The sequence below is a fragment of the Leucobacter shiyiweii genome, assembly GCF_052446065.1.
Classification (GTDB): Bacteria; Actinomycetota; Actinomycetes; order Actinomycetales; family Microbacteriaceae; genus Leucobacter.
In genome coordinates this window covers 1,404,367-1,426,221 of record NZ_CM127080.1, presented here as the reverse complement: position 1 = coordinate 1,426,221, position 21,855 = coordinate 1,404,367, and the positions used below count along the sequence as shown (strand labels likewise).

Annotated in this window: 12 protein-coding genes and 1 tRNA gene; 8 read left to right on the top strand and 5 right to left on the bottom strand. The window is 63.3% G+C overall.

Annotated elements, in window-relative coordinates:
- Positions 1–7: 7 nt before the first annotated feature.
- The gene (locus tag ACTNFJ_RS06605) at positions 8–1,081 is read left to right on the top strand and encodes an EAL domain-containing protein (protein WP_435905615.1); all 1,074 of its coding nucleotides are present in this window, start codon (positions 8–10) and stop codon (positions 1,079–1,081) included.
- Positions 1,082–1,115: 34 nt separating this feature from the next.
- On the opposite strand, the gene ACTNFJ_RS06600 is transcribed toward ACTNFJ_RS06605, so the two are convergent.
- The gene (locus tag ACTNFJ_RS06600; RefSeq protein WP_435905614.1) at positions 1,116–1,340 is read right to left on the bottom strand and encodes a DUF3107 domain-containing protein; all 225 of its coding nucleotides are present in this window, start codon (positions 1,338–1,340) and stop codon (positions 1,116–1,118) included.
- Positions 1,341–1,534: 194 nt separating this feature from the next.
- Between ACTNFJ_RS06600 and ACTNFJ_RS06595 the strand changes: the two genes are divergently transcribed.
- On the top strand, positions 1,535–4,825 hold the full coding sequence (locus tag ACTNFJ_RS06595) for a PD-(D/E)XK nuclease family protein (RefSeq protein WP_435905613.1): 3,291 nt from the start codon (positions 1,535–1,537) through the stop codon (positions 4,823–4,825).
- Positions 4,822–8,430, top strand: coding sequence for an ATP-dependent helicase (locus ACTNFJ_RS06590; protein WP_435905612.1), 3,609 nt, complete (start codon positions 4,822–4,824; stop codon positions 8,428–8,430). Before ACTNFJ_RS06595 ends, ACTNFJ_RS06590 begins: the two co-directional genes overlap by 4 nt.
- Before the next feature lie 14 nt (positions 8,431–8,444).
- On the opposite strand, the gene ACTNFJ_RS06585 is transcribed toward ACTNFJ_RS06590, so the two are convergent.
- Entirely contained in the window at positions 8,445–9,593 is a 1,149-nt protein-coding gene (locus ACTNFJ_RS06585; RefSeq protein WP_435905611.1) for a phosphotransferase, read from the bottom strand.
- 82 nt (positions 9,594–9,675) lie between these two features.
- Between ACTNFJ_RS06585 and nudC the strand changes: the two genes are divergently transcribed.
- Together nudC and ACTNFJ_RS06575 are read left to right on the top strand one after the other, a co-directional pair.
- A complete protein-coding gene (gene nudC, locus ACTNFJ_RS06580; protein ID WP_435905610.1) occupies positions 9,676–10,650 on the top strand; it encodes an NAD(+) diphosphatase in 975 nt (324 codons plus the stop codon).
- Entirely contained in the window at positions 10,647–12,347 is a 1,701-nt protein-coding gene (locus ACTNFJ_RS06575) for an ATP-dependent helicase (protein ID WP_435905609.1), read from the top strand. Before nudC ends, ACTNFJ_RS06575 begins: the two co-directional genes overlap by 4 nt.
- On the opposite strand, the gene ACTNFJ_RS06570 is transcribed toward ACTNFJ_RS06575, so the two are convergent.
- On the bottom strand, positions 12,331–13,035 hold the full coding sequence (locus ACTNFJ_RS06570) for a hypothetical protein (protein ID WP_444711767.1): 705 nt from the start codon (positions 13,033–13,035) through the stop codon (positions 12,331–12,333). The genes ACTNFJ_RS06575 and ACTNFJ_RS06570 overlap by 17 nt on opposite strands.
- A gap of 501 nt (positions 13,036–13,536) precedes the next feature.
- Positions 13,537–15,021, bottom strand: coding sequence for a zinc-dependent metalloprotease (locus ACTNFJ_RS06565; protein WP_435905607.1), 1,485 nt, complete (start codon positions 15,019–15,021; stop codon positions 13,537–13,539).
- Positions 15,022–15,156: 135 nt separating this feature from the next.
- On the opposite strand from ACTNFJ_RS06565, the gene ACTNFJ_RS06560 reads away from it, so the two are divergent.
- Together ACTNFJ_RS06560 and ACTNFJ_RS06555 are read left to right on the top strand one after the other, a co-directional pair.
- On the top strand, positions 15,157–16,251 hold the full coding sequence (locus ACTNFJ_RS06560) for a YlbL family protein (protein WP_435905606.1): 1,095 nt from the start codon (positions 15,157–15,159) through the stop codon (positions 16,249–16,251).
- A 114-nt stretch (positions 16,252–16,365) separates the two neighbouring features.
- Positions 16,366–19,461: a UPF0182 family membrane protein gene (locus tag ACTNFJ_RS06555; RefSeq protein WP_435905605.1), complete on the top strand. Its 3,096-nt coding sequence runs from the start codon at positions 16,366–16,368 to the stop codon at positions 19,459–19,461.
- Positions 19,462–19,693: 232 nt separating this feature from the next.
- On the opposite strand, the gene ACTNFJ_RS06550 is transcribed toward ACTNFJ_RS06555, so the two are convergent.
- Positions 19,694–19,767 (bottom strand) — tRNA-Met (locus ACTNFJ_RS06550).
- A gap of 150 nt (positions 19,768–19,917) precedes the next feature.
- Between ACTNFJ_RS06550 and ACTNFJ_RS06545 the strand changes: the two genes are divergently transcribed.
- Positions 19,918–21,825 carry a hypothetical protein gene (locus tag ACTNFJ_RS06545; protein ID WP_435905604.1) on the top strand — a complete coding sequence of 636 codons (1,908 nt, stop codon included), beginning with the start codon at positions 19,918–19,920 and terminating at the stop codon, positions 21,823–21,825.
- Positions 21,826–21,855: the final 30 nt, after the last annotated feature.

Below are 21,855 nucleotides of genomic sequence, written 5' to 3'. Positions count from 1 at the left end.
AGAGACTGTGCCAAAGCGTTTATTGTGCAGTGGGTGTGAGCAGCTCCCCAAACTCGTGTTCTCCGAATCCGATGTCTATGTGCATCTACCGACGGATCGACACCTCGTGCTCGTCGAGAGAGAACTCGCGGCGAGCGACTATTCCTTTGCTCGAGTAGACGGCGGTATTCTCGTCTCTGCTGTGGGGTTTGAATCTCTCATCAGCTTCCTCGTCTCCACCGTATTCAACTCCGTTGAACAGAGCGACGTCAAAGTTCTCCCGCTGCCGCCGGGCGAGCAACCGAGCTTTGCCTCGATCAGAAATCTGAAGAGTCTCTCGGAGTGGGAAGTCATCGCACGCGGCCAGGATGTGGTGTCGATCATTGATGAGGCTCGCATCAAGACCCTGTTCCAGCCAATCATTCGCGCGAAAACAGGAGAAATCTACGGCTACGAGGCGCTCAGCCGGGGGATCCTGCCCGACGGCAGTATCATGAACCCGTTTGAGCTGTTTGCGCAGGCGAAGGCGATGGATCTGCTCTTCTACCTCGACCGGGCATGCCGCGAGGCCTCCTTGCGTGCCGCCGCGAGGCAGGGCATCACCCAGAAGGTCTTCATCAATTTCGTGCCCACAGCGATCTACGAGCCGACACTCTGCTTGCAGACTACGGCCCGTGTCTTGGCAGAAGAAGGGCTCGACTCCGAGCAGGTGGTCTTCGAGGTGGTCGAGACTGAGAAAGTGGAAGATTTCGACCATCTAAATCGGATTCTCGACTACTACCGCGATAAGGGATATTCGACCGCACTCGACGACATTGGGAGCGGCTTCTCCGATGTTCGCACGTTACTGCAGCTTCAGCCCGATTACATGAAGATCGATATGGAAGTCATTCGCGACATCCATCTCGATCCTGAGAAGCAGGCGCAACTCGATATGTTTATCGAGAACGGTCAGAAAATCGGCCTGAGTATTCTCGCCGAGGGCATTGAAACACCCGAGGAGTACCGGTATCTGCGCGACAAGGACGTCGATCTCATGCAGGGCTACCTCTTCGGGAAGCCCGAAGAGGTGCCAGCAGCAGTGGTCAGGGTGCCCGCATAGCGACTGGAAGTGTCAGCTGGCGAGACTCAGCGAGTTAGTTGACGAAACCCACGCGACGGCCTGCGTCTGAACCAAGCTCGACGTAGGCGATCGCGGCGGTGGCCACAAGGTAGTGCTTACCCTTGGCGTCGGTGAAGGTAACGAGCGGCTCACTGCCCGAGATTGCATTTCCAACAAGCTCTTGTAGCTCAGCCACAGCAACGTTGGACTCGAAGCTCAGTTCGCGAGGGGAATGGGTAATGCCGATACGAACTTCCACGGGGGCCTCCTGGGGTGAATGACGTCTCAAAACCATTTGCGCGTGGGCGCGAAGAGCTAGGGCTCGAGTCTACGACGTCGCCGCGCGGCAGTTGGTGGATCGGGCCGATCGTTCGCCACCAGCGCAGCCCGAGGCGTGCTGCGTGAAGCTGGTGTCGGCGGGTTAGTGTCGGGGGCTCGCCCTAAGCTGACGGCATGATCACGCACGACCCCTCCCAGCAGTTGGCGCTCGCACTTGACCCCGCCCGCCATGCGCGAGTGCTCGGTGCGCCGGGCAGCGGCAAGTCAGAGATCCTATTGGAGCTGACAGCCCGGCATCTTCGCCTGCCGGGCTGGCGAGAAAGCGATGTTTGGGTGTTGGGCGCGAACCGGGAGGTGGCGGCAGGTCTGCGCAGCAAGCTCGAGCGTCGCATCGACGGGGCGCTGGGGGGCACCCCCGTGCGTACCGCTGCATCGTTTGCTTTTGCGCTGCTGCAGAGGCTCGCTGCGACTGAGGGTCGCACACCTCAGCGATTGCTAACGGGCACAGCCCACGACGAGGCGGTGGCCAGGGCGGTGGAGGCCGCGCTTTCCGCAGGAAGGGAGACGGCGTCTCTATTGCAAAGCGGGGGGCTCCACCCCGATATCTTGCGGGGTGAGGCCTTCCGGGCAGAACTGCGGGAGTTCTCGCGGGTGCTCGACGACTTCGCGATCAACCCGGAAGAACTCTCAGCAAGGCTGCGGACACAGTTACGTGAGAGCGGGGGAGCCCACTCGCTGTTGCCCGACCCCGAACTGGCCGAGCACTGGATCGTCGCCTGTGATCTGGTGGCTGCGGTGCATGCTCACCTTCGTGCGTCCCGCCCCGACGAACTGTCGTCGAGCGAACTTCTCAAAGCAGCTGGTGAGGCGTTGGCTTCAGAGCGTGAGATCGCGGTGCCGCGGTTGGTCTTGGTCGACGACGCGCAGGAGCTGGGTGAGGGTGAGCTCGCACTCTTGGTCGCACTTGTTGGTCGGGGCACCCGCGTCTGGGCGTTCGGCGACCCAGACATCTCGACTGGGGCCTTTCACGGTGAGCGCGTACGGATACTCGCAGGCGTGGGTGCAGAGCTTGCCCGGCGTGGCGCCGCGCGGCTGCCTGCCGGTTTCGATGAACAGCTGGTGGTGCTGACGCACGTCTATCGCCAGGGGGAGACGCTGCGTTCTTTCGTGCAGCAGCTGAGTACGCGGGTCGGTACTGCTGGCGTCGGTCAGCAGCGTGCGGCTCGGGCTGCTGAACGGGCAGCGTGTCTGGAATCCCGGGAATCCGCAGAGCCCAGCACCGAGGCGCAGAGAGCGCTCGAGGGGCGGCGTGTGGGATCAGGAGACAGTGTGCAGTTCGCGACCGTCGCATCGTCAGCTGAGCAGCTAGGTGTGATCGCGCACCGTCTGCGCCGGAGGAGGCTGGGGCTCGACGGCGGGATTCCGGTGGCATGGCGCGACATGGCAGTGATTTGTCGGAGCAGGGGTGAGGTGATCCGCGCCGCGCGAATGTTGGCCGGGCACCAGGTGCCAACGAACGTGGCCGCTGGCGGGGTCGTGTTGCGGGACCATCAGCTCGTGCGGGAGCTGATCCTCGTGCTGCAACACGCGCTCGGTTATGAAGAGCTGACGCCGCGAGATTTGCTCGACTTGTTGGGAGGAGTCATCGGGGGGCTGGACCCTATTGCGCTGCGACGTTTGCGGGGCGAGCTGAGGCTGCAAGAGAACCGACGCGCACGTGCGGAAGAACGCGCTCCGATCGCCGTCGATGAGCTCATCGCGCTTGCCTGCGCTACGCCGGGAACTACACCTGTAGTCGACTCGCGCGCAGGCCGGAGCCTCGGGCGTCTCGGCTCGCTGATTGCGGCAGCGAGGGCGATGGCCTCGCGTGGCGGCACGCCCCGCGAGGTGCTGTGGGAGATCTGGCAGGGCACGGGCCTAGCCCAATCACTGCAGAATGAGGCACTGGAGGGTCGGGGCTCGCGGGCAGACGAAGCTCACCAATCGCTTGATGCGGTGTTGGGGCTTTTCTTCGCGCTCCAGCGGCACGAGGAACAAAACAGCGAGGTACCAGTGCCCGAGCTGCTTCGCGAGCTGCTTGTGAGTTCCGTTCCCCGGGATTCACTTGCCGCTCGAAGCGAACGCGATGTTGTGACGGTGACCACACCGCAGGGGGTGGTCGGTCGTGAGTTTCGGGTGGTGTGTGTGCTTGGCCCGCAGGAGGGGTCGTGGCCAAACCTCCGATCCCGCGGTTCTTTGCTCGGGGTGATTTCCCTCGAACGATGGTTGCGAGGCGAGGCCGCCGTTCCCCCTTCTCGCAAAGACACACTGCACGACGAGCTCCGACTTCTCGTGCACAGCTGCGCCCGAGCGCGTGAGGAGATACTCGCGGTGGCGATTTCAGACGAAGATAGCCACCCCAGCGCATTCTTTGGGCTTGGTCGCGAATATGCGGTTGTCGAGCCGTTGCCGAGTTCCAGACTGACGTTGCGGGGCGCGGTGGCCGAAATGCGGCGTCGTCTGACGGCGAATCTTGCCGATGAAGTGGCGCTTCGGTCTCTGGTAGCGCTCGCTCAGGCGGGGGCCCCCGGCGCACACCCGTCAGAGTGGTACGGAGTCAGGCCCCCGAGCACCGAGCGCCCCCTTGTCGATCTCGCAGGTGAACCCGATGCACGTGTTTCGGTCAGTCCCTCGAGGCTCGAAGATGCCGAGCGGTGTCCTCTTGACTGGGCGATTTCGACGCTCGGTGGGGCAAGTGCCGGCGTGAGCCAGGGAATCGGCACGCTGCTCCATCGCGCCTTGGAAACGGCGGAGGGGGCCGTGAGTGCGGAGAAGCTGGTCGAGGTGGTATTTGCCGAGTGGGGTGGCCTCGTGTTCGAGGCTGAATGGGAGTCGGCGCGAAAGATGGAACTCGTAAAAGACATGGCGCGCGGACTTGCCGACTATCTTGCCGAGTTCGAATCCTCTAATCGCAGAGTTATCGGCCGCGAAGCGAAACTCCGTCTGGAGATTGATCGCGCCCGCATTGTGGGCGTTGCCGATCGCCTTGAGGCGCGGGAGCTTGCCGATGGTCGAGTCGAGATCTCGGTGGTCGACCTGAAAACTGGCGGAAAGTTACCACCTGGGCCGGAGCTCCCTGCGAACGCACAGTTGCAGGCCTACCAGATGGGCCTCATCCACCAGGCGTTTGACCTCGAGGATGGGGCGTCTCCCGCCGACACGGTCAACGGTGGCGCTCGACTGCTGTTTGTGCACCCCGACGTGCGCACTACGCGGGGGGCTGAGGCGGGCAGCACATTTCGTCAGCCGACGCAGCCCTTGCTCGACGATGAGGGGCAGCGCTTGTTCACGGAGCGTGTGTCCGCGGTAGCCGAAGTGATGGCTGGAGGCACGTTTGTGGCGCGCGTCGAACACCACTGCAGCGACCCACACGCGGTTGGCGGATCGTGCCGACTCCACATAATTCCGGCGGTGAGTCACGCATGAATGAGCAAAACACTCGATTCTCCCCGCCGGCCTCAGACCCTGCTGCCGCTCCTGTCTTCTCTGCGGCCCGGGTAGCTGAGATCATGGCGGGGCCTGGTAACGCCGTCATCACCCCCACCACCGAGCAAACCAAGATCATCGAACACCCACTCGGAAACACCACCCTCGTCATTGCTGGCGCTGGCAGTGGTAAGACCGAAACGATGGCGAACCGAGTGGTGTGGCTAGTGGCAAACGGCTTGGTCAGTCCCTCGCAGGTGCTCGGACTCACCTTCACCCGCAAGGCGGCTGGCGAGCTGGGGGAAAGAATCTCGGGACGCCTCATGGCTTTCACTGAGCGGCTGATCGATGCCGGCGAGCGGGGCCTCCTCAGCGCTACTGAGGCAAATCGGGCCCGGTTGCTTTCGGAGTTGCTGGGTGACGGCCTCGACTTGCCCGATGTAAGCACCTACAACGCCTTCGCATCCGGTGTCGTTCAGGAGTTCGGTGCGCTCGCAGGAGTGTCCTCCTCTGCCACGGTGATAGACGAGGCCACGGCGTGGCGCATTGCGCGCGACGTGGTGTGCGAGAGCACCGACCCCGAACTGGTGTCTTCGGGTGACTCAATCGCCCGGGTGGTGAGCCGGGTCATCGAACTCGACCATGCGGTCTCCGACAATCTCACTTCCTTCGATCTCGTCGCGCAGGTGGTGACTGAGTTCGAGCGGGTGGGATCGTTGCCCTACAACGAGAAATCGACGGGCGCGCACAAGGTGTATGCCGACATTCGCGACATCCTCAGGAACATGCGCGGCACCCAGATCGCGCTTCGCCTAGCTCGTGTGTTCGCCGAGGAGAAGCGACGACGCGGTCTCATCGAGTTCTCAGATCAGCTTGCGCTCGCGGTAGAGACCCTGGAGCGCTTTCCCAAGGCTGTAGTTCAACTTCGCCAACGCACCCCGATTGTGCTGCTGGACGAGGTGCAAGACACCTCAGTAGGTCAGACCCGACTTCTGTCGATGCTGTACGCGGGCACTTCGGTTATGGCGGTGGGTGATCCACACCAGTCGATCTATGGTTTCCGTGGAGCGTCTGCCGACAACCTGCGGTCGTTCCATCGAGATTTTCGCGGTGCGGCGGAGGGCGACGCGGTAGGAAGGGAGGACGCTCGGCCGGCCGTTGCAGCCACGACTCTCAGTCTCTCGGTGAGCTGGCGCAACCCGAGCAAGGTGCTCGAAGTCGCGAACTCCATCTCGGCGCCCCTCACAGCAGCTTCTCCCATTGACGTGCCCCGGCTGCGGTCCAAAGAGGAATATCTCGGGGCGGATACGCCGAAGGAGACACCTCCCGCGGTGGAGTGGAGATTTCCTGAGACCTTAGACGAGGAACTTGAGCAACTGTCGATCTGGCTGCGGGAGGCCCGAGCCGAGCACCTGCAGCGCACCGGCACGCCCGCCACCGCAGCCGTCGTGATGCGCGCGCGCAAATGGATGCCTGCAGTGTCGGAAGCGCTCACCCGGGCGGGCGTGCCAAACCGCATCGTGGGCCTGGGAGGCTTGCTTACGACGCCCGAGGTGACCGAGGTGGTAAGCGCGCTGCGCTGCATCTGGTTCGCAGACGCGGGCTCCGACCTCATTCGGCTCCTTGCGAGTCCGAGGTTTCGGGTGGGAGCGGCAGACCTTGCGGGCCTTCGCCAGGCTGCCAGCTGGTTCGCACAACGGGACGTCGGGCAGCAACCCCTTTCCGCGGAAGATTTGCGAGGCGAACGCGTGCTTCCTGACCCCGACCGTCAATTCACCCTGCTCGATGCGGTCGACGAAATCAGCTCGATGAAGCGGCTGGAGCACGTCGCTCTCTCACACATCAGCGAGACAGGTAGGGATCGCATCCGCGAAGCGGGCCAGATGCTTCGACGACTCCGCCAAGCGGTCGGGCGCGACATTCCGAGCCTCCTGCGAACGGTCGAATACGAGCTGCGAATTGACATCGAGCTTGAGGCGAACGAACGCACGGGTTATGAGGGCAGTGCGATCGCCCGCTCAAATCTCGACGCGTTCACTGACCTCATCGAGGTATTTCTTTCGACCGATGAGCAGGGCACACTCGCTTCGGTGCTGGCCTGGCTCGAACGGCTTACGGAGCTTGATCAGGCAGCCGAGCATGTGCCCGAGCCGGAGCCTGGCACGGTGCACCTCATCACCGGTCACGGTGCGAAAGGGCTCGAATGGGATTTGGTCGTGGTGCCGCGTCTCGTCGAGAGCGAGTTTCCGAGCGTGCCGAAGGAGGGAGTGGGGTGGCTGCGGCCAGGGAAGATTCCTGATGAGCTTCGGGGGGATGCCGCGGCGCGGCCGAAGCTCGAATGGCGCATTGCGACGACTCAGGCTGAGCTGAGGGAACGAATTAGGGGGTCGCGCCGCGTCGTTGAGGGCGAGGTCGAAGTGGTGCCGGGCTACGCGGGTCTGCTCGCCGACCGTCATCAAGAGGAAGAACGTCGGCTCGCCTACGTCGCGGTGACCCGTGCCGCCGCCCGGCTACTTCTCACCGGTTCCTTCTGGGGCGGAACCAAAACACCTCGCGGGCCGTCACCCTTCTTGACTGAGCTCGTAGATGCCCAGTTGATTGCGGGGCTTCCCGCACAGAGCGAGCACGATGAAGACCCCCTCGATCGTCCTGAACGCACCGCGGAGTGGCCATTGGATCCGCTGGGCGCGCGCGCTCAGGCGGTGCTCGCCGCCGCGGGAACGCTCGAGCGTGCGCTCGCGGCTGTGGTGGAGTCGGGGGAGCACCAAAAGCCAGGGGAGCCGACGGAGTCAGGGAACCCAGATACGACGAAGTCAGGGAACCCAGATACACAGCGGATCTGCGGCATCGACCCGACGGTTGAACTGCTGCTCGCCGAGCGAGACGCGGCAGGCCCGTCACCTAGCCGGGCGGCACAGGAAGCTGTTTTGGCGACCGCCAGCTCCGCGGCTAGCGAGCATGCGTCCCCGGACAGACTGACGGCATCAACGTTCCATGAGTTCATTGAGGATCCGGAAGAAGCTGAGCGACGCAGGATTCGACCGATTCCCATGCGTCCCTACCGCCGCACCCGCACCGGCAATCGTTTTCATGAGTGGGTGGAGCGTCGGGCAACCACGAGTCTGGGCACATCCGTGCCCCTCTGGGATCTCGATCCGGAAGCCATCGATCTCGTGCCAGTGGAGTTCGACACCGAGGCCGAGCTGCAACCATTGATCGAGCAATTCGAGCGCTCCCGCTTCGCCGACCGTCAACCGATCGCGGTCGAACTTGAGGTGTCGATTCCCTTCGCGGGCAGGCGACTTGTCTGCAAACTCGATGCGGTGTACGAAACTGGCGAGGGCGATGAAACACGAGTGGAGGTAGTTGATTGGAAGTCTGGCCGGCCGCCCAAGAATGATGCGGAACGCCGCTCGCGCTTCCTCCAGCTAGACCTCTATCGGCATGCCTACGCACAGTGGGCGGGCATCGATCCCGAGCGCATCGACGTTACCCTGTTCTATGTTGCCGAGGGCCAAGAGTTGCGCGGTGCAGGCAACCGATCCCTGGCCGAACTCGAACTCCTCTGGCTGACTGCTGCGCAGTCGTTAGGCGGCCCTTCCTAGCTTCTGGCCCCGTGCTACTTCTCGAGCGGATCGATGGGCTGGGTCGCCTGGTCATCACTCTCGCTAGGCGGGGCATCAGTCTCAGGGGTGGACACGGGTTCGATGAAGTCGGTGTCGGTGTGGAACATGCGATCCTCGTCGAGAGCCTCGTATTCCGCTGTTTCGGAACGTGGGTCAAAAGGTACCTCGGGAATCTCGTCGAGCAGTTCCTCGACCTCGCTACCCGAGAGGGTCGTGCGCGCAGGGATGGGGGTACCCAGTCGCTCAAGCCGATCCACCAAGCGATCGAACATGGCAACCGCGTCATCGACGATGGTCGAATCGTGGGTATCGACTCCGTGCAGCAACCACCGAGCGACCTCGAGTTGGTGGTAAAAGTGGGCTCGAGCCCGAAGTTCTCGCATGCCGGTTACCCCGCGAATCGCTGAGTACCTCGCTAGTACCGAATCGAGGGTCTCACCTCCAGAGGCGAGCAACCACGCGAGATCAGTTGCCGGATCGCCGGCTGCGAGCGCATCCCATCCCAAGATGCCGACGATGTGGTCATCGCGCACTATGAGCTGATCTGCGGTCAAGGAGCCGTGCACAACTGTCGGCGCAAAATCCCACAGGGACGGCGAACGGAGAGTATCAAGCCACCGCTGATGCACGGTTTCGGGCAAGAGGTGGGTGTGGGCGGCCCGCTCAACCAGTCGTACTGCCTGGGTGCGCGCCTCCTCAGCCGAACGCATCGGCAACCCGCCCTGTTGGATCAGCGAAGTAGGCAAATTGTGGATCGCGGCGAGCGCTTCGGCAACCGGTTGCAGGAGTAGCGCGTCGGCCTCGACGCTCTGCGCGTCGACCCGCCCTCCCTCGAGGAAAGTGGTGACCACCGCCTTGGTGTCACCCGCGCGAGTAATACCGCGGGTCGCGGGTACCGCAAACGGCAGCGCCTCCCGAGCACCCTCGGCAAGTGCCGCGAGGCCCAACAACTCGGCCGACTGCCGCACCTCGGCGCTGGGTGTGCGAGGAACGCGAATGATGAGATCTTCATCATCGGTGACCAGCACTGCCGAGCTGTATGCTCCGTCACCGTCACCGGTGTGTGGGCGGGTTCCGTGCACGTTCAGCCCGGGCACCGCCGAGGTTGCCAGCGCGGCTAAGGTTAGAGGGGTGCTCGCCATACGTTCAGCGTAGGCATGAGCACGGCGTGGCGGGGCACGCCACGCGCAGAGACTGCGATGCTGGCTGATAGAGGAGCAGAGAATGACGCACCGGGATGCGCCGCCGCTGTCGGGAAGCGGTATCGACCGTGATGCCCGCACTCGCATGAGTGACGACACGCTGAATGCGGCTTGGCAGGAGCCGCAGACGAGACTGCTCCGGTTGCGCGGACCACAGGTGTTGGTGCTTGCAGGCCCAGGTGACCACGTTTCGCTGGCGCTGCACCCAGTCGTTGGCGACCGACCATCGACGTCACTCTTCCTCGGTCGGTGGGAAGGGCGGGCGGTATTCGCGGAGGTCGTTGACGAGCCGACGGAGTCGACGGAGTCGACCGGGTCGACCGGGTCGACCGGTCGTGTCGACCCTCCGGGCACAGAGTGGCGCCATCCCTTCGACTTCAGCTCCAATCTTGACCGCACCGAGCGTGAACTGATGACTACCGCGCTCGCGCTGAGCAACTGGCACGCAAGCCACCCTTTCTCGGCTCGCGACGGCCAGCAGACGGAACCGGCGCTCGGCGGATGGGCCCGACACGACGCGCACGGAGGAGAGCATTTTCCTCGCACTGACCCTGCGGTGATCGTGTTGGTCGAGCACGAAGATCGGCTGCTGCTGGGCTCGAACGTTTTGTGGGAGTCCGGCCGGTTCTCGCTCCTTGCAGGCTTTGTCGAGGCGGGAGAGTCCGCCGAACAGGCGGTCGTGCGCGAGGTGGGAGAAGAAGCCGGAATCCTCGTCGACGACGTGCGCTACGTGGCTTCACAGCCATGGCCGTTTCCGCGCTCGCTGATGCTCGGCTTCCGGGCGAAGCTCGCCCCGGGCGTTCACCCCGACGACATTGCACCCGAGCCCGAAGAGATTTCAGAGCTGCGGTGGTTCACCCGCGCGGAGCTTCGATCTCCGGTGCCTGGCCTGTTGCTTCCGGGCACCCTCTCGATTGCCCGGTGGCTGATCGACGGCTGGGTCGCCGAGGGCAGCAACCCCGACGGAGCCCCGGAGGACGTCGGAGCTGGTTCGTGACCGAGGTGAGGGACGTGCTCGACGGGCTCGACCCCGATCAGCGTGAGATCGCTGAGTGTCTGCGCGGCCCGGTGTTGGTGCTGGCCGGTGCGGGCACGGGAAAAACCCGTACGATCACTCGGAGGATCGCGCACGGCGTGCGCACCGGCGTGTACACCCCCGAACGGGTGCTCGCAGTGACTTTCACGCGGAAAGCCGCCGGCGAGATGCAAGGTCGACTTCGGGCGCTTGGCGCTGAGGGCGTGCGCGCGCAGACCTTTCATGGTGCCGCGCTCGCGCAGCTTGGCTTCTTCTGGCCCCAGCTGGTGGGTGGCCCCGCACCAAAAGTATTGGGGGGGAAGATTCCGACCGTCTCGCAGGCCGCTGAGTCGCTGCACTTACGCCTCCCCACCGAGACCCTGCGCGACATTGCGAGCGAGATCGAGTGGCGCAAGGTGTCGATGCTGAGTCTCGAGAGCTACGCGCTGAGGCTCACCACGTCGATGGATCCGCGTCCCGTCCCCTCAGGCGTCACTGCTGAACAGCTCATCGCGATCCATGAGCGGTACGGAAGCCTGCTCGATGACCGGCGTCAGATCGATTTCGAAGATGTGCTGATTCTCCTGGCTGGCATGCTCGAGACCGAGCCGCGCGCTGCGATACAGGTGCGCGAGCGGTATCGGTTTTTTACGGTCGACGAGTATCAGGACGTGTCGCCGTTGCAGCACGCGGTGCTTCGTGCTTGGCTCGGCGAACGCGATGATGTGTGCGTTGTCGGTGATGCCAGCCAGACCATTTACAGCTTCGCGGGTGCCTCGAGTTCCTTTCTCCTGCGTTTTGCCAGCGAACATCCGAACGCCCGCGAGTTTCGGCTCGAGCGCAACTACCGCTCCAGGGAGGCGATCGTGCGCAGCGCGAACCGACTGATGCGAGATCGGCCGGGGGCCCTCACCCTGACCTCCCAACGAGAGTCGGCTAAGCCTCAGGTCGCCCCGACGGTCGAGTGGTTTGCGAACGAGAAAGATGAGGCGCAGGCCGTTGCCGCCTCGATCAAGGCGAGCATTGCCGCGGGCACACCGGCCAGCGAGATCGCCGTCCTCTTCCGCACGAACGCACAATCTGCGAGTGTGGAGGCTGAGCTTGATCGATTCGGGATCGGGTCTCGGGTGCACGGCGCTCAACGATTCTTCGACCGTGCGGATGTGCGTCAGGCGGTCATGCTCATTCGTGGGCAGTCAAAGGTCGCCGATTCGCGTCCACTGTTCCAGATTGTGAGCGACCTGCTCAGGTCTTGCGGCTGGAGTTCCCAGCCCCCTGCGGGTTCAGCGGGGAGGGAACGCTGGCAGGCCTTGAACGGCATTCTCACCCTTGTTGATGAGCAGCCGCCCGGAACAACGGTGCATGCGTTCAGCGAGGAACTGCTCGCAAGGCAACGCGCGCATCACGAGCCGACGCTCGACACGGTGACACTGAGCGCAGTGCACGCGGCAAAGGGGCTCGAATGGTCGCTGGTGCACCTCGTCGGTATGAGTGAAGGCCTGTTCCCTATCTCCTATGCCACCGACGAGGAGTCGATTGAAGAGGAACGTCGGCTTGTGTACGTGGCTATTACGAGGGCGCGGGATGAGTTGCGTATCTCGGGTTCCGCTGGCCGGGCGCGTGGGGGGCGTCAGCCCTCGCGTTTCATTGCCGAGGCAGGACTCACCATCGCGGGTTGAGCGCCGAAGCCTCGAGCGGTGGGGGCGCAGTGCTCGCCATCGCACACGCGCAGTCTGGATGCACGAGTACCGAGTGCTCCTCGGGAACCGGGCTTGGCATTCCATCGACGACCGCGAGTCGCAGCTGCGTCGCGTGGGACCAGTCCGAACCGCTCAGCCACCGATGCACGTAGGCCAGGGCTAGGGCAGAGGCGACCTCAACGCTCGCGGGGGTTTCTGCTGCGGGAAAGCCTCCCTGAAGTTGCGCGGCGAGCGCAGGCAGACCTGGGTCTGCGGCGACCTCAGTCAAATGCAGGCAGTTGACGCACGGGGCACGGCCAGGCACTACCAGCGGCCCTATGCGGACGCTGCGGTCGGTGAATCGCAGGGTCAAGTGTGGCACCCCAGATGTGGCAAGCGCGTGAAAGGTTGCCGGCGGTTCCATGAAGCGCTCCACCACAATGCATAGGTCAGGCTGAGCTTGGACGGGTGTCATTGAGCCAGGCTGATCCCCGCTGTGTCTGGTCTTGCCGAGCGGCGATGCGTCGCGAGGAGGTCGGTTGTCAGTGAGCGCGTCAGACGGAATCGTGGGCCAATCGAGCGGCACCCACCCCGCTCGAGAGATGGCATGGCAGAGGCTTTCGGTCGCACCTCCCACGCCGAGCACGGCGACTCGGAACTGCGCAGCAAGGTCAGGTACTGGCAACACTCTTGTGTTTCTGCGCGATGTGCCCAGTGCTGTGCCCATTACCGTGCCCATTACCGTGTCCAGTGCTGTGCGTGATGCTGTGCCAGGTACTGTGTTCCGGGCAGAGCGGTTCGGGTTTCTGGCTCCGCGCTCAATTGGCCTGGTGACGAGAACGGGAGCGACCAGCTCGATGAGCGCACGCCGCTCAGCAGCCGTTGCACCAACACGGAGCGATGCCCGAGGTAACTCGGAGAGTGGTAACCCCCGTTGAAGGACCCCGAGGAGTCGCTGGGTGGCCGCAGATGGGGCCACGATACGCGCTTCCGCCCGGTCAAAGCCGAGGCGCAGCGTCTCCGGATCCTCCCAACACAGAGGAAGTGCCGGGTCTATGCAAGCGAACGATTCCTTCATGTCCCCAGCATGCATCGCGTTTCATCGTGGCCCCGGGTTATCCACAGCGACGAAGATCCGAATGCCGAATATTCGCGCTTGCCCGCGCTGTGAGGGAGATTTCAGGGGTGACTATGCAGGGGGAGGCGTCGGCTCCTCGCCACGCAGATTGTCTCGAGAATCGTCGTCTCCTGATCCGCTGATGTAGTCAGATCCACCAGTGGTGCCTGATCCCCTCTCGTCGTCCGCGGGCGGGAGGTCGCCATCGAGCAACAAGGCGAGTTCACGATCGAAATCGTCAGGCTCGGCGGTGGCGGGTTCGGCTCCCGAAAGCCCGAGTCGCTCGAGCAAACGGGCAGGATGGTCGAGTTCCTCGGCGGTTGGAAGCAGATCAGGATGGGACCAGAGCTCATCTCGCCGCGACGTGCTCCCGCGCTCGGCGACCAGACGCCAGACTGCTGCGGCCTCCCGTTGACGGCGTGGGCGAAGCTCGAGGCCAACGAGCGTGCCGAATGCATGCTCAGCGGGGCCTCCGGCGGCGCGACGCCGACGCACCATCTCGGCAATCGCATCGGCGCCGGGCAACCGCGTCACCGCACTGGCCGTGACGACATCGACCCACCCCTCAATGAGCGCAAGCATCGTCTCAAGTCGCGAGTGCGCAGCCACTTGCTCGGGGGTCTTCGGCGGAATGAGGGCTCCGCTCGACACGAGTTCCTGGATCTTTGAGGTGTCAGAGGGATCGAGATCCCTGGCGAGTTCTTCGATGTGCGTTGTGTCGATTCGCATCCCGCGCGCGTAGTCGGTCACCGCCGTGATGAGGTGCAGACGTAGCCACTTCGTGTGGCGAAATAGTCGCGCGTGGGCGAGTTCGCGCACCGCAAGATACAGGGTGACGGCCTCAGCATCTTGGTCGAGGCCGGTCGCGAACGCGGTGACCCCGGCGGGTATTAAACTCCCGCCCTCGCGCCCCGGCCCCTCGAAGAGGGGGATACCCACGTCGCCACCGGCCGCCACCTCGTGCGACAACTTACCGACGATCTGTCCGAGCTGGGTCGCAAAGAGTGCGCCGCCGACGCTCTGGAGCATGGGGCCGAACTGGGCGATCGAACCCGAGAGCTCCTCGGGGAGCTGACCCGTGAGCGCATCGGTGAGAGCGTCGGCGATGGAGTTCGCCACCGGCTCGGCCAGACTGATCCACGTATCGACGCTCTGCTGCACCCACTCGATGCGAGTGATTGCTCGGGGGGCATCGGAAGTCTGGCCGACATCGGTCACCTCATCAAGCCAGAGCGAAGCGACCGGAAAAGCTCGCAACGCTCCGGCCGGATCACCTGACGGTTCGCCACCGCCGGCAATCTCAATCGCCGTGCGTCGCGTGATTGACCAGTCGATGCCCTTTGTCGGGTTCTGCATGGCCCGTTGCAGCGAGGCGAACAGACCTTGGAGGGCCGCAGTGTCGCCCGGGAGGCCCGCTGCCTGAGCGAGAGCAGCCGGATCAAAATTCCCGCCCGCCGGCCCGCCGCCCGCAAGCAATTCACGAAGCATGCGCTGCAATTCATTGAAGGCATCGTCTCCGCTTGCCCCGGGTGTGTCGTCGTGGTCGTGCGCGCTCATCGCTCATCTCCTTGCGTTCGCCTCCACGCTACGGCACACACTCAAGAATCGGCTGCTAGATTGTGCCCACTCGGCTGCATGGGTTCCGCTCACTGCGAACAGGGGTCCCAATCGGGTTGAGAACGGAAGGATATCGTGGCGGAGAACACGAAAGAGGCTGGCAGTGGCGTCAGGGGTGGGTGGTGGATCGCGGCGGCGGTAGTGGCGCTGGTAACTGCGGGGGCCGCTACCATCCCTTCCCCATACGCCATCGAGCGACCGGGTCCCGTGGTTGATGCGTTCGGCACGTTTGAGACTGACGAGGCCCAACTCCCGGTCATCAGCGTCGGGGGAACCGAAACGTTCCCTACGAGCGGTGCTATCAACATATTGAGCGTCACCATCAGTGGGTCGCCTGACCGGCCCCTCGCGTGGCTGGCATTGGCGCGCACCTGGTTCGACCCCACGCAGTCCGTCGTTCCACTCTCTGCGCTCTATCCCGAAGGGATCACGGCCGAGGACCGCGCGGCAGCGAATGCGCAGCTCATGGAGACTTCGAAATTGCAGGCAACTGCTGCGGCGCTTGGGCAGTTGGGTCGCCCTCTCTCTGGTGAGGTGCAGGTGATGTCGGTGATAGAAGGGGGACCGGCCGCAGGGATCTTGGAGCAGGGAGATACCATTCTTGCCGCGGGCGATCGAAGTGTTGGGGGGCTCGGTGAGCTTCAGGCGGCGCTTAACGATGCTGGCTCCGGTGGGGAACTGGCCCTGGATATAGACCGAAAGGGAGAAGATCTGCGCGTGGTGGTGAGCCCGCAGGCGAATGGCACTGATCCACAACCGCTGCTCGGTGTCACGGTCACCACCGAAGTTGAGATTCCGTTTGATGTCGAGATTCAGCTCGGCCAAATCGGAGGCCCGAGCGCAGGACTCACCTTTGCATTGGCTCTGTATGATCTCTTGACTCCGGAGGAGCTAGCAAAGGGTCGCAGTATCAGCGCCACTGGCACGATCGACGAGTTGGGCGCCGTCGGGCCCATCGGGGGCGTGCCCCAGAAACTGTGGGGCGCGGCCAGCGCGGGAACCGACCTCTTCCTCCTTCCGATCGCAAATTGCGCCGACGTTCCGAAATCGGTGCCCTCAGGACTGACCGTCGCACCAGTTGCCACGCTTACCGAGGCGATCGCCGCCATTGACACGTTTAACGCGGGTGCAACGCCGGCTGGACTTGAGCGGTGCGAGGCATCTGCATAGCACGTCAATCTTCCTCACCCACACAGCTTGCCCGAGCTTGCCCAGTGCTTTGTCAGAGCAGACGTATAGGGTTGAAAAGACGCTGAATACGCTACCCCTACAGGAAGTTTCGACGTGACCGACCAGACTCAAGCCAGCTCGCCGGCCCGCCCACGCCGCATTTCACCACTCGCCATCACCGTGGTGCTCGTGGTAGTGCTCATTCTCGGCTTCCTCGCCGCCGCCACCGTCATCGGTGAGGTGATGTGGTTCGATCAGCTTGGCTTCCTGCCGGTGCTCACCACTCAGTGGATCGCCGCAGGTGTAATGTTCCTCATCGGATTCGTGGCAATGGCCGTGCCGGTGTTTTTCGCCATCGATCTCGCGTATCGGAAGCGGCCGGTGTATGCGCGACTCACCGCGCAACTTGACCGGTACCAAGAAATGGTCGAGCCACTTCGCCGACTCATCAAGTGGCTCCTCCCAGCGGTCTTCGGTCTCTTTGCTGGCCTGGCCGCTGCCTCGCAGTGGCAGACCGTGCTGCTGTGGCTGAATGCTGAGCCCACCGGCGAGAAGGATCCTGAGTTCGGCCTCGACATCTCCTTTTACCTCTTCGATTTGCCGCTCTTGCAGGGCGTCGTGGGTTTCGCCTCCGCGATCATTTTGATTAGCCTCCTTGCTGGCGTCGCAACGAGCTATTTGTACGGCGGCATCGCTTTCTCCGGTCGCGACGTGCGTATCTCGAAATCCACACGCATCCAGGCCGCGGTGCTGGCCGCGCTCTACCTGTTGCTGCAGGCCGCGAGTCTTTGGCTCGACCAGTACCTTGCGCTTACCGACGATGCTGGCCTCTTTACCGGCGCAACGTTCGCGAGCGTGAACGCAGTCATTCCCGGCAAGCAGATCCTGGCAGGGATTGCTGCACTGATAGCGATTCTTTTCATCATCACCGCCGTCACCGGAAAATGGCGTCTGCCGGTCACTGGCACCGTGCTGCTCCTAGTGTCGAGTTTGGTTCTCGGCGTCGGTTACCCGTGGGCGGTTCAGCAGTTCCAGGTCACGCCCGATGAGAAGAGTCTCGAGAGCGACTACCTGGCCCGCAACATTGAGGCGACCCGGACGGCGTTTGGAATCGACGATGTCGAGGTCGAACGCTACGACGCGGTTACCACCGCTGAGCCCGGTGCGCTCAGAGACGATGCGGTCGCGACAGCGAATATTCGCATCATCGATCCCGAGGTGGTTTCGGCGACATTCGCGCAGCTCGAGCAGAGCCGACAGTACTACCAGTTCCCCGACTCGCTGAGCGTCGATCGCTACGAGATTGACGGCGAGGTTGTTGACACGGTGTCGGCAGTGCGCGACATCAACGTGGAGAGCCAGACGAGCTGGTTTAACCGCACGCTCGTGTACACCCACGGTTACGGTCTTGTGGCCGCTTACGGTAACCAACGCTCAGAGGGCGGCGAGCCAGTTTTCTTGGAGAGCGGGATCCCGACGAGCGGTCGACTCGGCGAGTTTGAGCCGCGTATCTATTTTGGAATGAACTCGCCTGAGTACTCCATCGTGGGTGGCGAGCGAGACCGTCCAATCGAACTTGACTATCCTGCGGATGACGAGAGCGGGGCACCGGCTCCTGCCGAAGAAGAAGCCGCCACCGAGGAAACGGCTTCAGACGGTGCGGCCACCGAGGGTGCGGCATCCGAAGGGACCCTGGGCGCGGACGCCGCGGCTGAGGAAGAGGCGGCCATCGCGGCTGAGGCTGAGGCGGCTGCTGCCGATGAGGAAGTTGTCGCTGAGTCAGACGGGACCCGGCAGAACCTCACCACCTTCGCCGGTGGCGGCGGGCCAGTGCTTTCGAACATTTTCACCAAGTTGATTTATGCCTTGAAGTTCCAAGACATGGAGGTGCTGCTGTCGGGCGCCGTGGTCAACGGTTCGGAGATCCTCTACGATCGGAATCCAGTTGATCGTGTCTCGAAGGTTGCTCCGTACCTCACGATCGATTCAGCACCATACGCATCGGTTGTTGATGGACGCGTGGTGTGGATCATCGATGGCTACACAACCTCGTCGGATTACCCGTACTCTGACCTCAATGATTTCAACGCGCTGAAGGTAGACGCCGACAACCCCCGGACCTCTGCGCTTATTGATCCGGTGAACTACATTCGTAACTCGGTAAAGGCCACGGTTGATGCCTACGACGGTTCAGTGAATCTGTACGCATGGGACACGGAGGATCCGCTGCTGAAGGCTTGGGGCAACGTGTTCCCCGACACATTGAAGCCGGTCGAGGAGATGAGCGGCGACCTGCTGAGCCATGTTCGTTACCCGGGTGATCTGTTCCGCGCGCAGCGTGAGGTGCTCTCGAAGTACCACGTGACTGATGCGGGCGCGTTCTACTCTTCGGAGGATGCGTGGCGCACGCCGAACGATCCAGTGTCTGCGACGGCTGGGAGCGCCGACGCGTTGCGTCAGCCGCCGTACTACTTGACGCTGTCTGCTGGTACTGGCGCGGAGCCGAACTTCTCGATCTACTCGACCTATATTCCCGCAGCGGAAGGTGAAGGGCAGCGCGACATCCTGACGGGCTACCTCGCCGCAAACGCCAACGCAGGTTCCGAAGACGGCGTCGTGGCTGAGGGGTATGGCACACTCAAGCTGTTGACGTTGCCCAAGGGCAACACGGTCCCCGGACCCGGCCAGGTTCAGAACAGCTTCACCACTGATTCGCAGGTCTCGAACCTGCTGAACATTCTGCGTCAGGGTGAGAGCCAGGTCATCAGCGGCAACCTACTGACGCTGCCCCTCGGCGGCGGTCTGCTCTACGTGCAGCCCGTCTACGTGCAGGCTTCGTCGGGAACCAGTTTCCCGATTCTCCAAAAGGTGCTCGTCTCCTTCGGCGACCAGATTGCGTTCGAAGACACCCTCGATCAGGCGCTTGATTCGCTCTTCGGCGGCAACTCGGGTGCGCAGGCTGGTGACGGAGACGTGCCGGTAGGCGAGGGCGAGGATCCCGCTGGAGACGGTGTGAGTGATGGCGGCGAAGTCGTCACTCCGAGCGCACCTTCGGCCACCCAATCGGCCGCGATGCAGTCTGCCCTCCAAGCGATGCAGCAGGCTATCGCTGATCGCGATCAGGCCATGAAGGACGGCGACTGGACGGCGTACGGCGAAGCGGATGAGCGCCTCCGGGCTGCTCTGGAGCAGGCGATTCAGGCAGAGTAACTGTGGCGGCTGATGCGCCCCTCGTGGGGTGGCATGCCGGTTAACACTAGGCGCTCACAGGCGGGCTCGGAACATGTTTCCGAGCCCGTTTCTGTTTCCGGGCAACGGGAGGATTCGCCGGGGATGGCTGCGAGCAATGCTGAGGGCGTTCCAGCGGGGAACCTCGCCCACATGTGGCAGAAATGCGAATGGCTCCTGATCGGGAAATCCCTGATCAGGAGCCATTCTCCAGTTGCGGGGGCAGGATTTGAACCTACGACCTCCGGGTTATGAGCCCGGCGAGCTACCGAACTGCTCCACCCCGCGGCACAAGAACTTACTCTAGCACGGATCTTCGTTCGGCACGAATCGAGGCCGACTGGGCGCGTTTCTGTGGCAGGGGTGAGCCTGTGGATAACGCGGGCGGCGCGGGCGCGCGTTCACGCATGCTGGGGAAACCAAATCGAAGGGACCCCCATGACTCATCTACGAGTGCGTACGTTCACACTTGCCCGCATGCTCGCGCTTGGTCTTGCGCTGGTGCTGGGTTTCTCGCTCGCCGCGCTTCCGGGGCCGGGCCAGCCCCCAGCATCGGCGTACACCCCCGGGAGCATGATCGACTTCAACGGTTGGCCGGTCGGAACCTTCCAGCTGGCAAACGGCCAGTTCGTCTATTGCATCGAGCCGGGGGCAGACCCGCCCCAGCTCACTCAACAGTCTGCAGAAGTGGTGGACGAGTTGCGGGGGTACTCGGTTGACATGTCAGATGTGACCGGTTGGTCGGGTCGAGTATCGACGACCCCCATCAGCGGCGAGCCGCTCCGGAGAATCAACTATGTGCTGTCCGCACACGGCGACACTCAAAACGCGGACACCGCCGTAGCCGTGCAATTCGCGATCTGGATGCTCCGACAGGGTGCCGGCGAGGCAGCGTGGCTGAACCATCACATCAGCTGGGTGGAGCAGCACGGGGGTGCCGGACACATCAGTCAGGCTCGCGCACTGGCTGCTGAGGCCATCGCTTCGGCTTTGCCACCGTCCACGCCGAGCCCGGCTGGACTGCAACTGCGGGAGGACGGACGATTCGGCGAGGGCGTTGTTGCCTATCCACTCGGTGCCACCGAATTGAGAATCACCGGCGGTACCTTCGCCGATGGCACGACCGTATTGTCGCTTGATGGCAGTGCAGCAGGGGAGGTGCGATGGAGTGCGGACCTGCACCCAAACGGGTGGCAACGACTGCACCAGGTGCGGGTCAGCGGGTCGTGGAGCCTTCCCTCACACGGTTGGCCCGCACAGCTCGAGATCTACCCGTCCCTCGTGCCTGAGGAGCAAACGCTGACTTGGTCGGTCGGTGCGGTGACCGAGACCCACGTGGGAGAGTGGGAACCGGTTGAATTGATGATCGATACGCAGTTCTCACCTGTCCTCACTACGCAGGTCGTCGAGCGATGGATTCCCCGGGAGAGCGCGCCGTTTGCGGACACCGTCACCCTGTCTCAAGGCGAGGGCAGTGCGCCGTGGGCCCAGCGAGTCACCGAGGGAGGCAACTTGGTCTATGCGCCGATCGTGGCAAATGGGGTGATTTACGGCCCGTTCAACCGGCCCCAGACGCCGAGCGTCACGGTTCCCGCTGGGGCCCCGGTTGCTGGCACCGCTCAGTTGCTGGCTCAGCGTGGTCCAGGAACCTACGAGATCGTAAGCACGCAGATGTCCGACGAATCGGGATACTACTACTGGGTGTGGGAGATCGAAGAGTCGGCGCAGGTCGCCGAGGTGCGCGCGGCCCAGCTCATACCTCAGGGATACCTCTTCCGTGACGAATTCGGACTCGTTGAGGAGGGACATGTGACGCCCACCCGTTTGCGTTGGGCCACCGAGCTGGTGAGCAACGAACTGACCCTCGATCAGATGCACCTGACCGATCGCGTAACGGTTACCCTGCACGGCGGCGCCTGGCTGCGCGATGAGACGGGGAAAAGAATCCCGGCGCGCATTCGCCTGAGCGTCTACGGATCCACCGATCAGCCTCGTCAGCAGAGCGAGGTTCCTGAGGGGGCGGAGGTGATCGCTCAGGGGTTTGTTGAGGTGAATGCACCAAACCGGATGGTCACCTCGGACCCAATTTCTCTACCCTCAAGCACACGGGGTTGGGTGACCATTCGAGCATGCTTGGTGGCCGAAGATCAGCCGGAGGAATGGCGCGGGTACATTGAGGAGTGGTGTGATGACTATGGCGTTCCTGCAGAGACCGCCCGGATTGTCGAACCTGAGGCGCTTGCAACCACGGGTGGAGCCGGAACTGGCGGGCTGGTGACCGGAGGCATCGCCGTCTTCGCTGCAGGAGCCGCGCTGCTGACTATTTCTCGCGTGCGTCGGCTGTAGGCGGAGGAGAGGTGCTGCATATTTCAGGCG

What these genes read in the sequence shown, in the direction of transcription:
- ACTNFJ_RS06585 (WP_435905611.1), bottom strand. Translation starts at nt 9,593, where the DNA reads ATGGCGAGCACCCCTCTAACCTTAGCCGCGCTGGCAACCTCGGCGGTG.
- nudC (WP_435905610.1), top strand. Translation starts at nt 9,676, where the DNA reads ATGACGCACCGGGATGCGCCGCCGCTGTCGGGAAGCGGTATCGACCGT.
- ACTNFJ_RS06565 (WP_435905607.1), bottom strand. Translation starts at nt 15,021, where the DNA reads ATGAGCGCGCACGACCACGACGACACACCCGGGGCAAGCGGAGACGAT.
- ACTNFJ_RS06545 (WP_435905604.1), top strand. Translation starts at nt 19,918, where the DNA reads ATGACTCATCTACGAGTGCGTACGTTCACACTTGCCCGCATGCTCGCG.
- ACTNFJ_RS06595 (WP_435905613.1), top strand. Translation starts at nt 1,535, where the DNA reads ATGATCACGCACGACCCCTCCCAGCAGTTGGCGCTCGCACTTGACCCC.
- ACTNFJ_RS06590 (WP_435905612.1), top strand. Translation starts at nt 4,822, where the DNA reads ATGAATGAGCAAAACACTCGATTCTCCCCGCCGGCCTCAGACCCTGCT.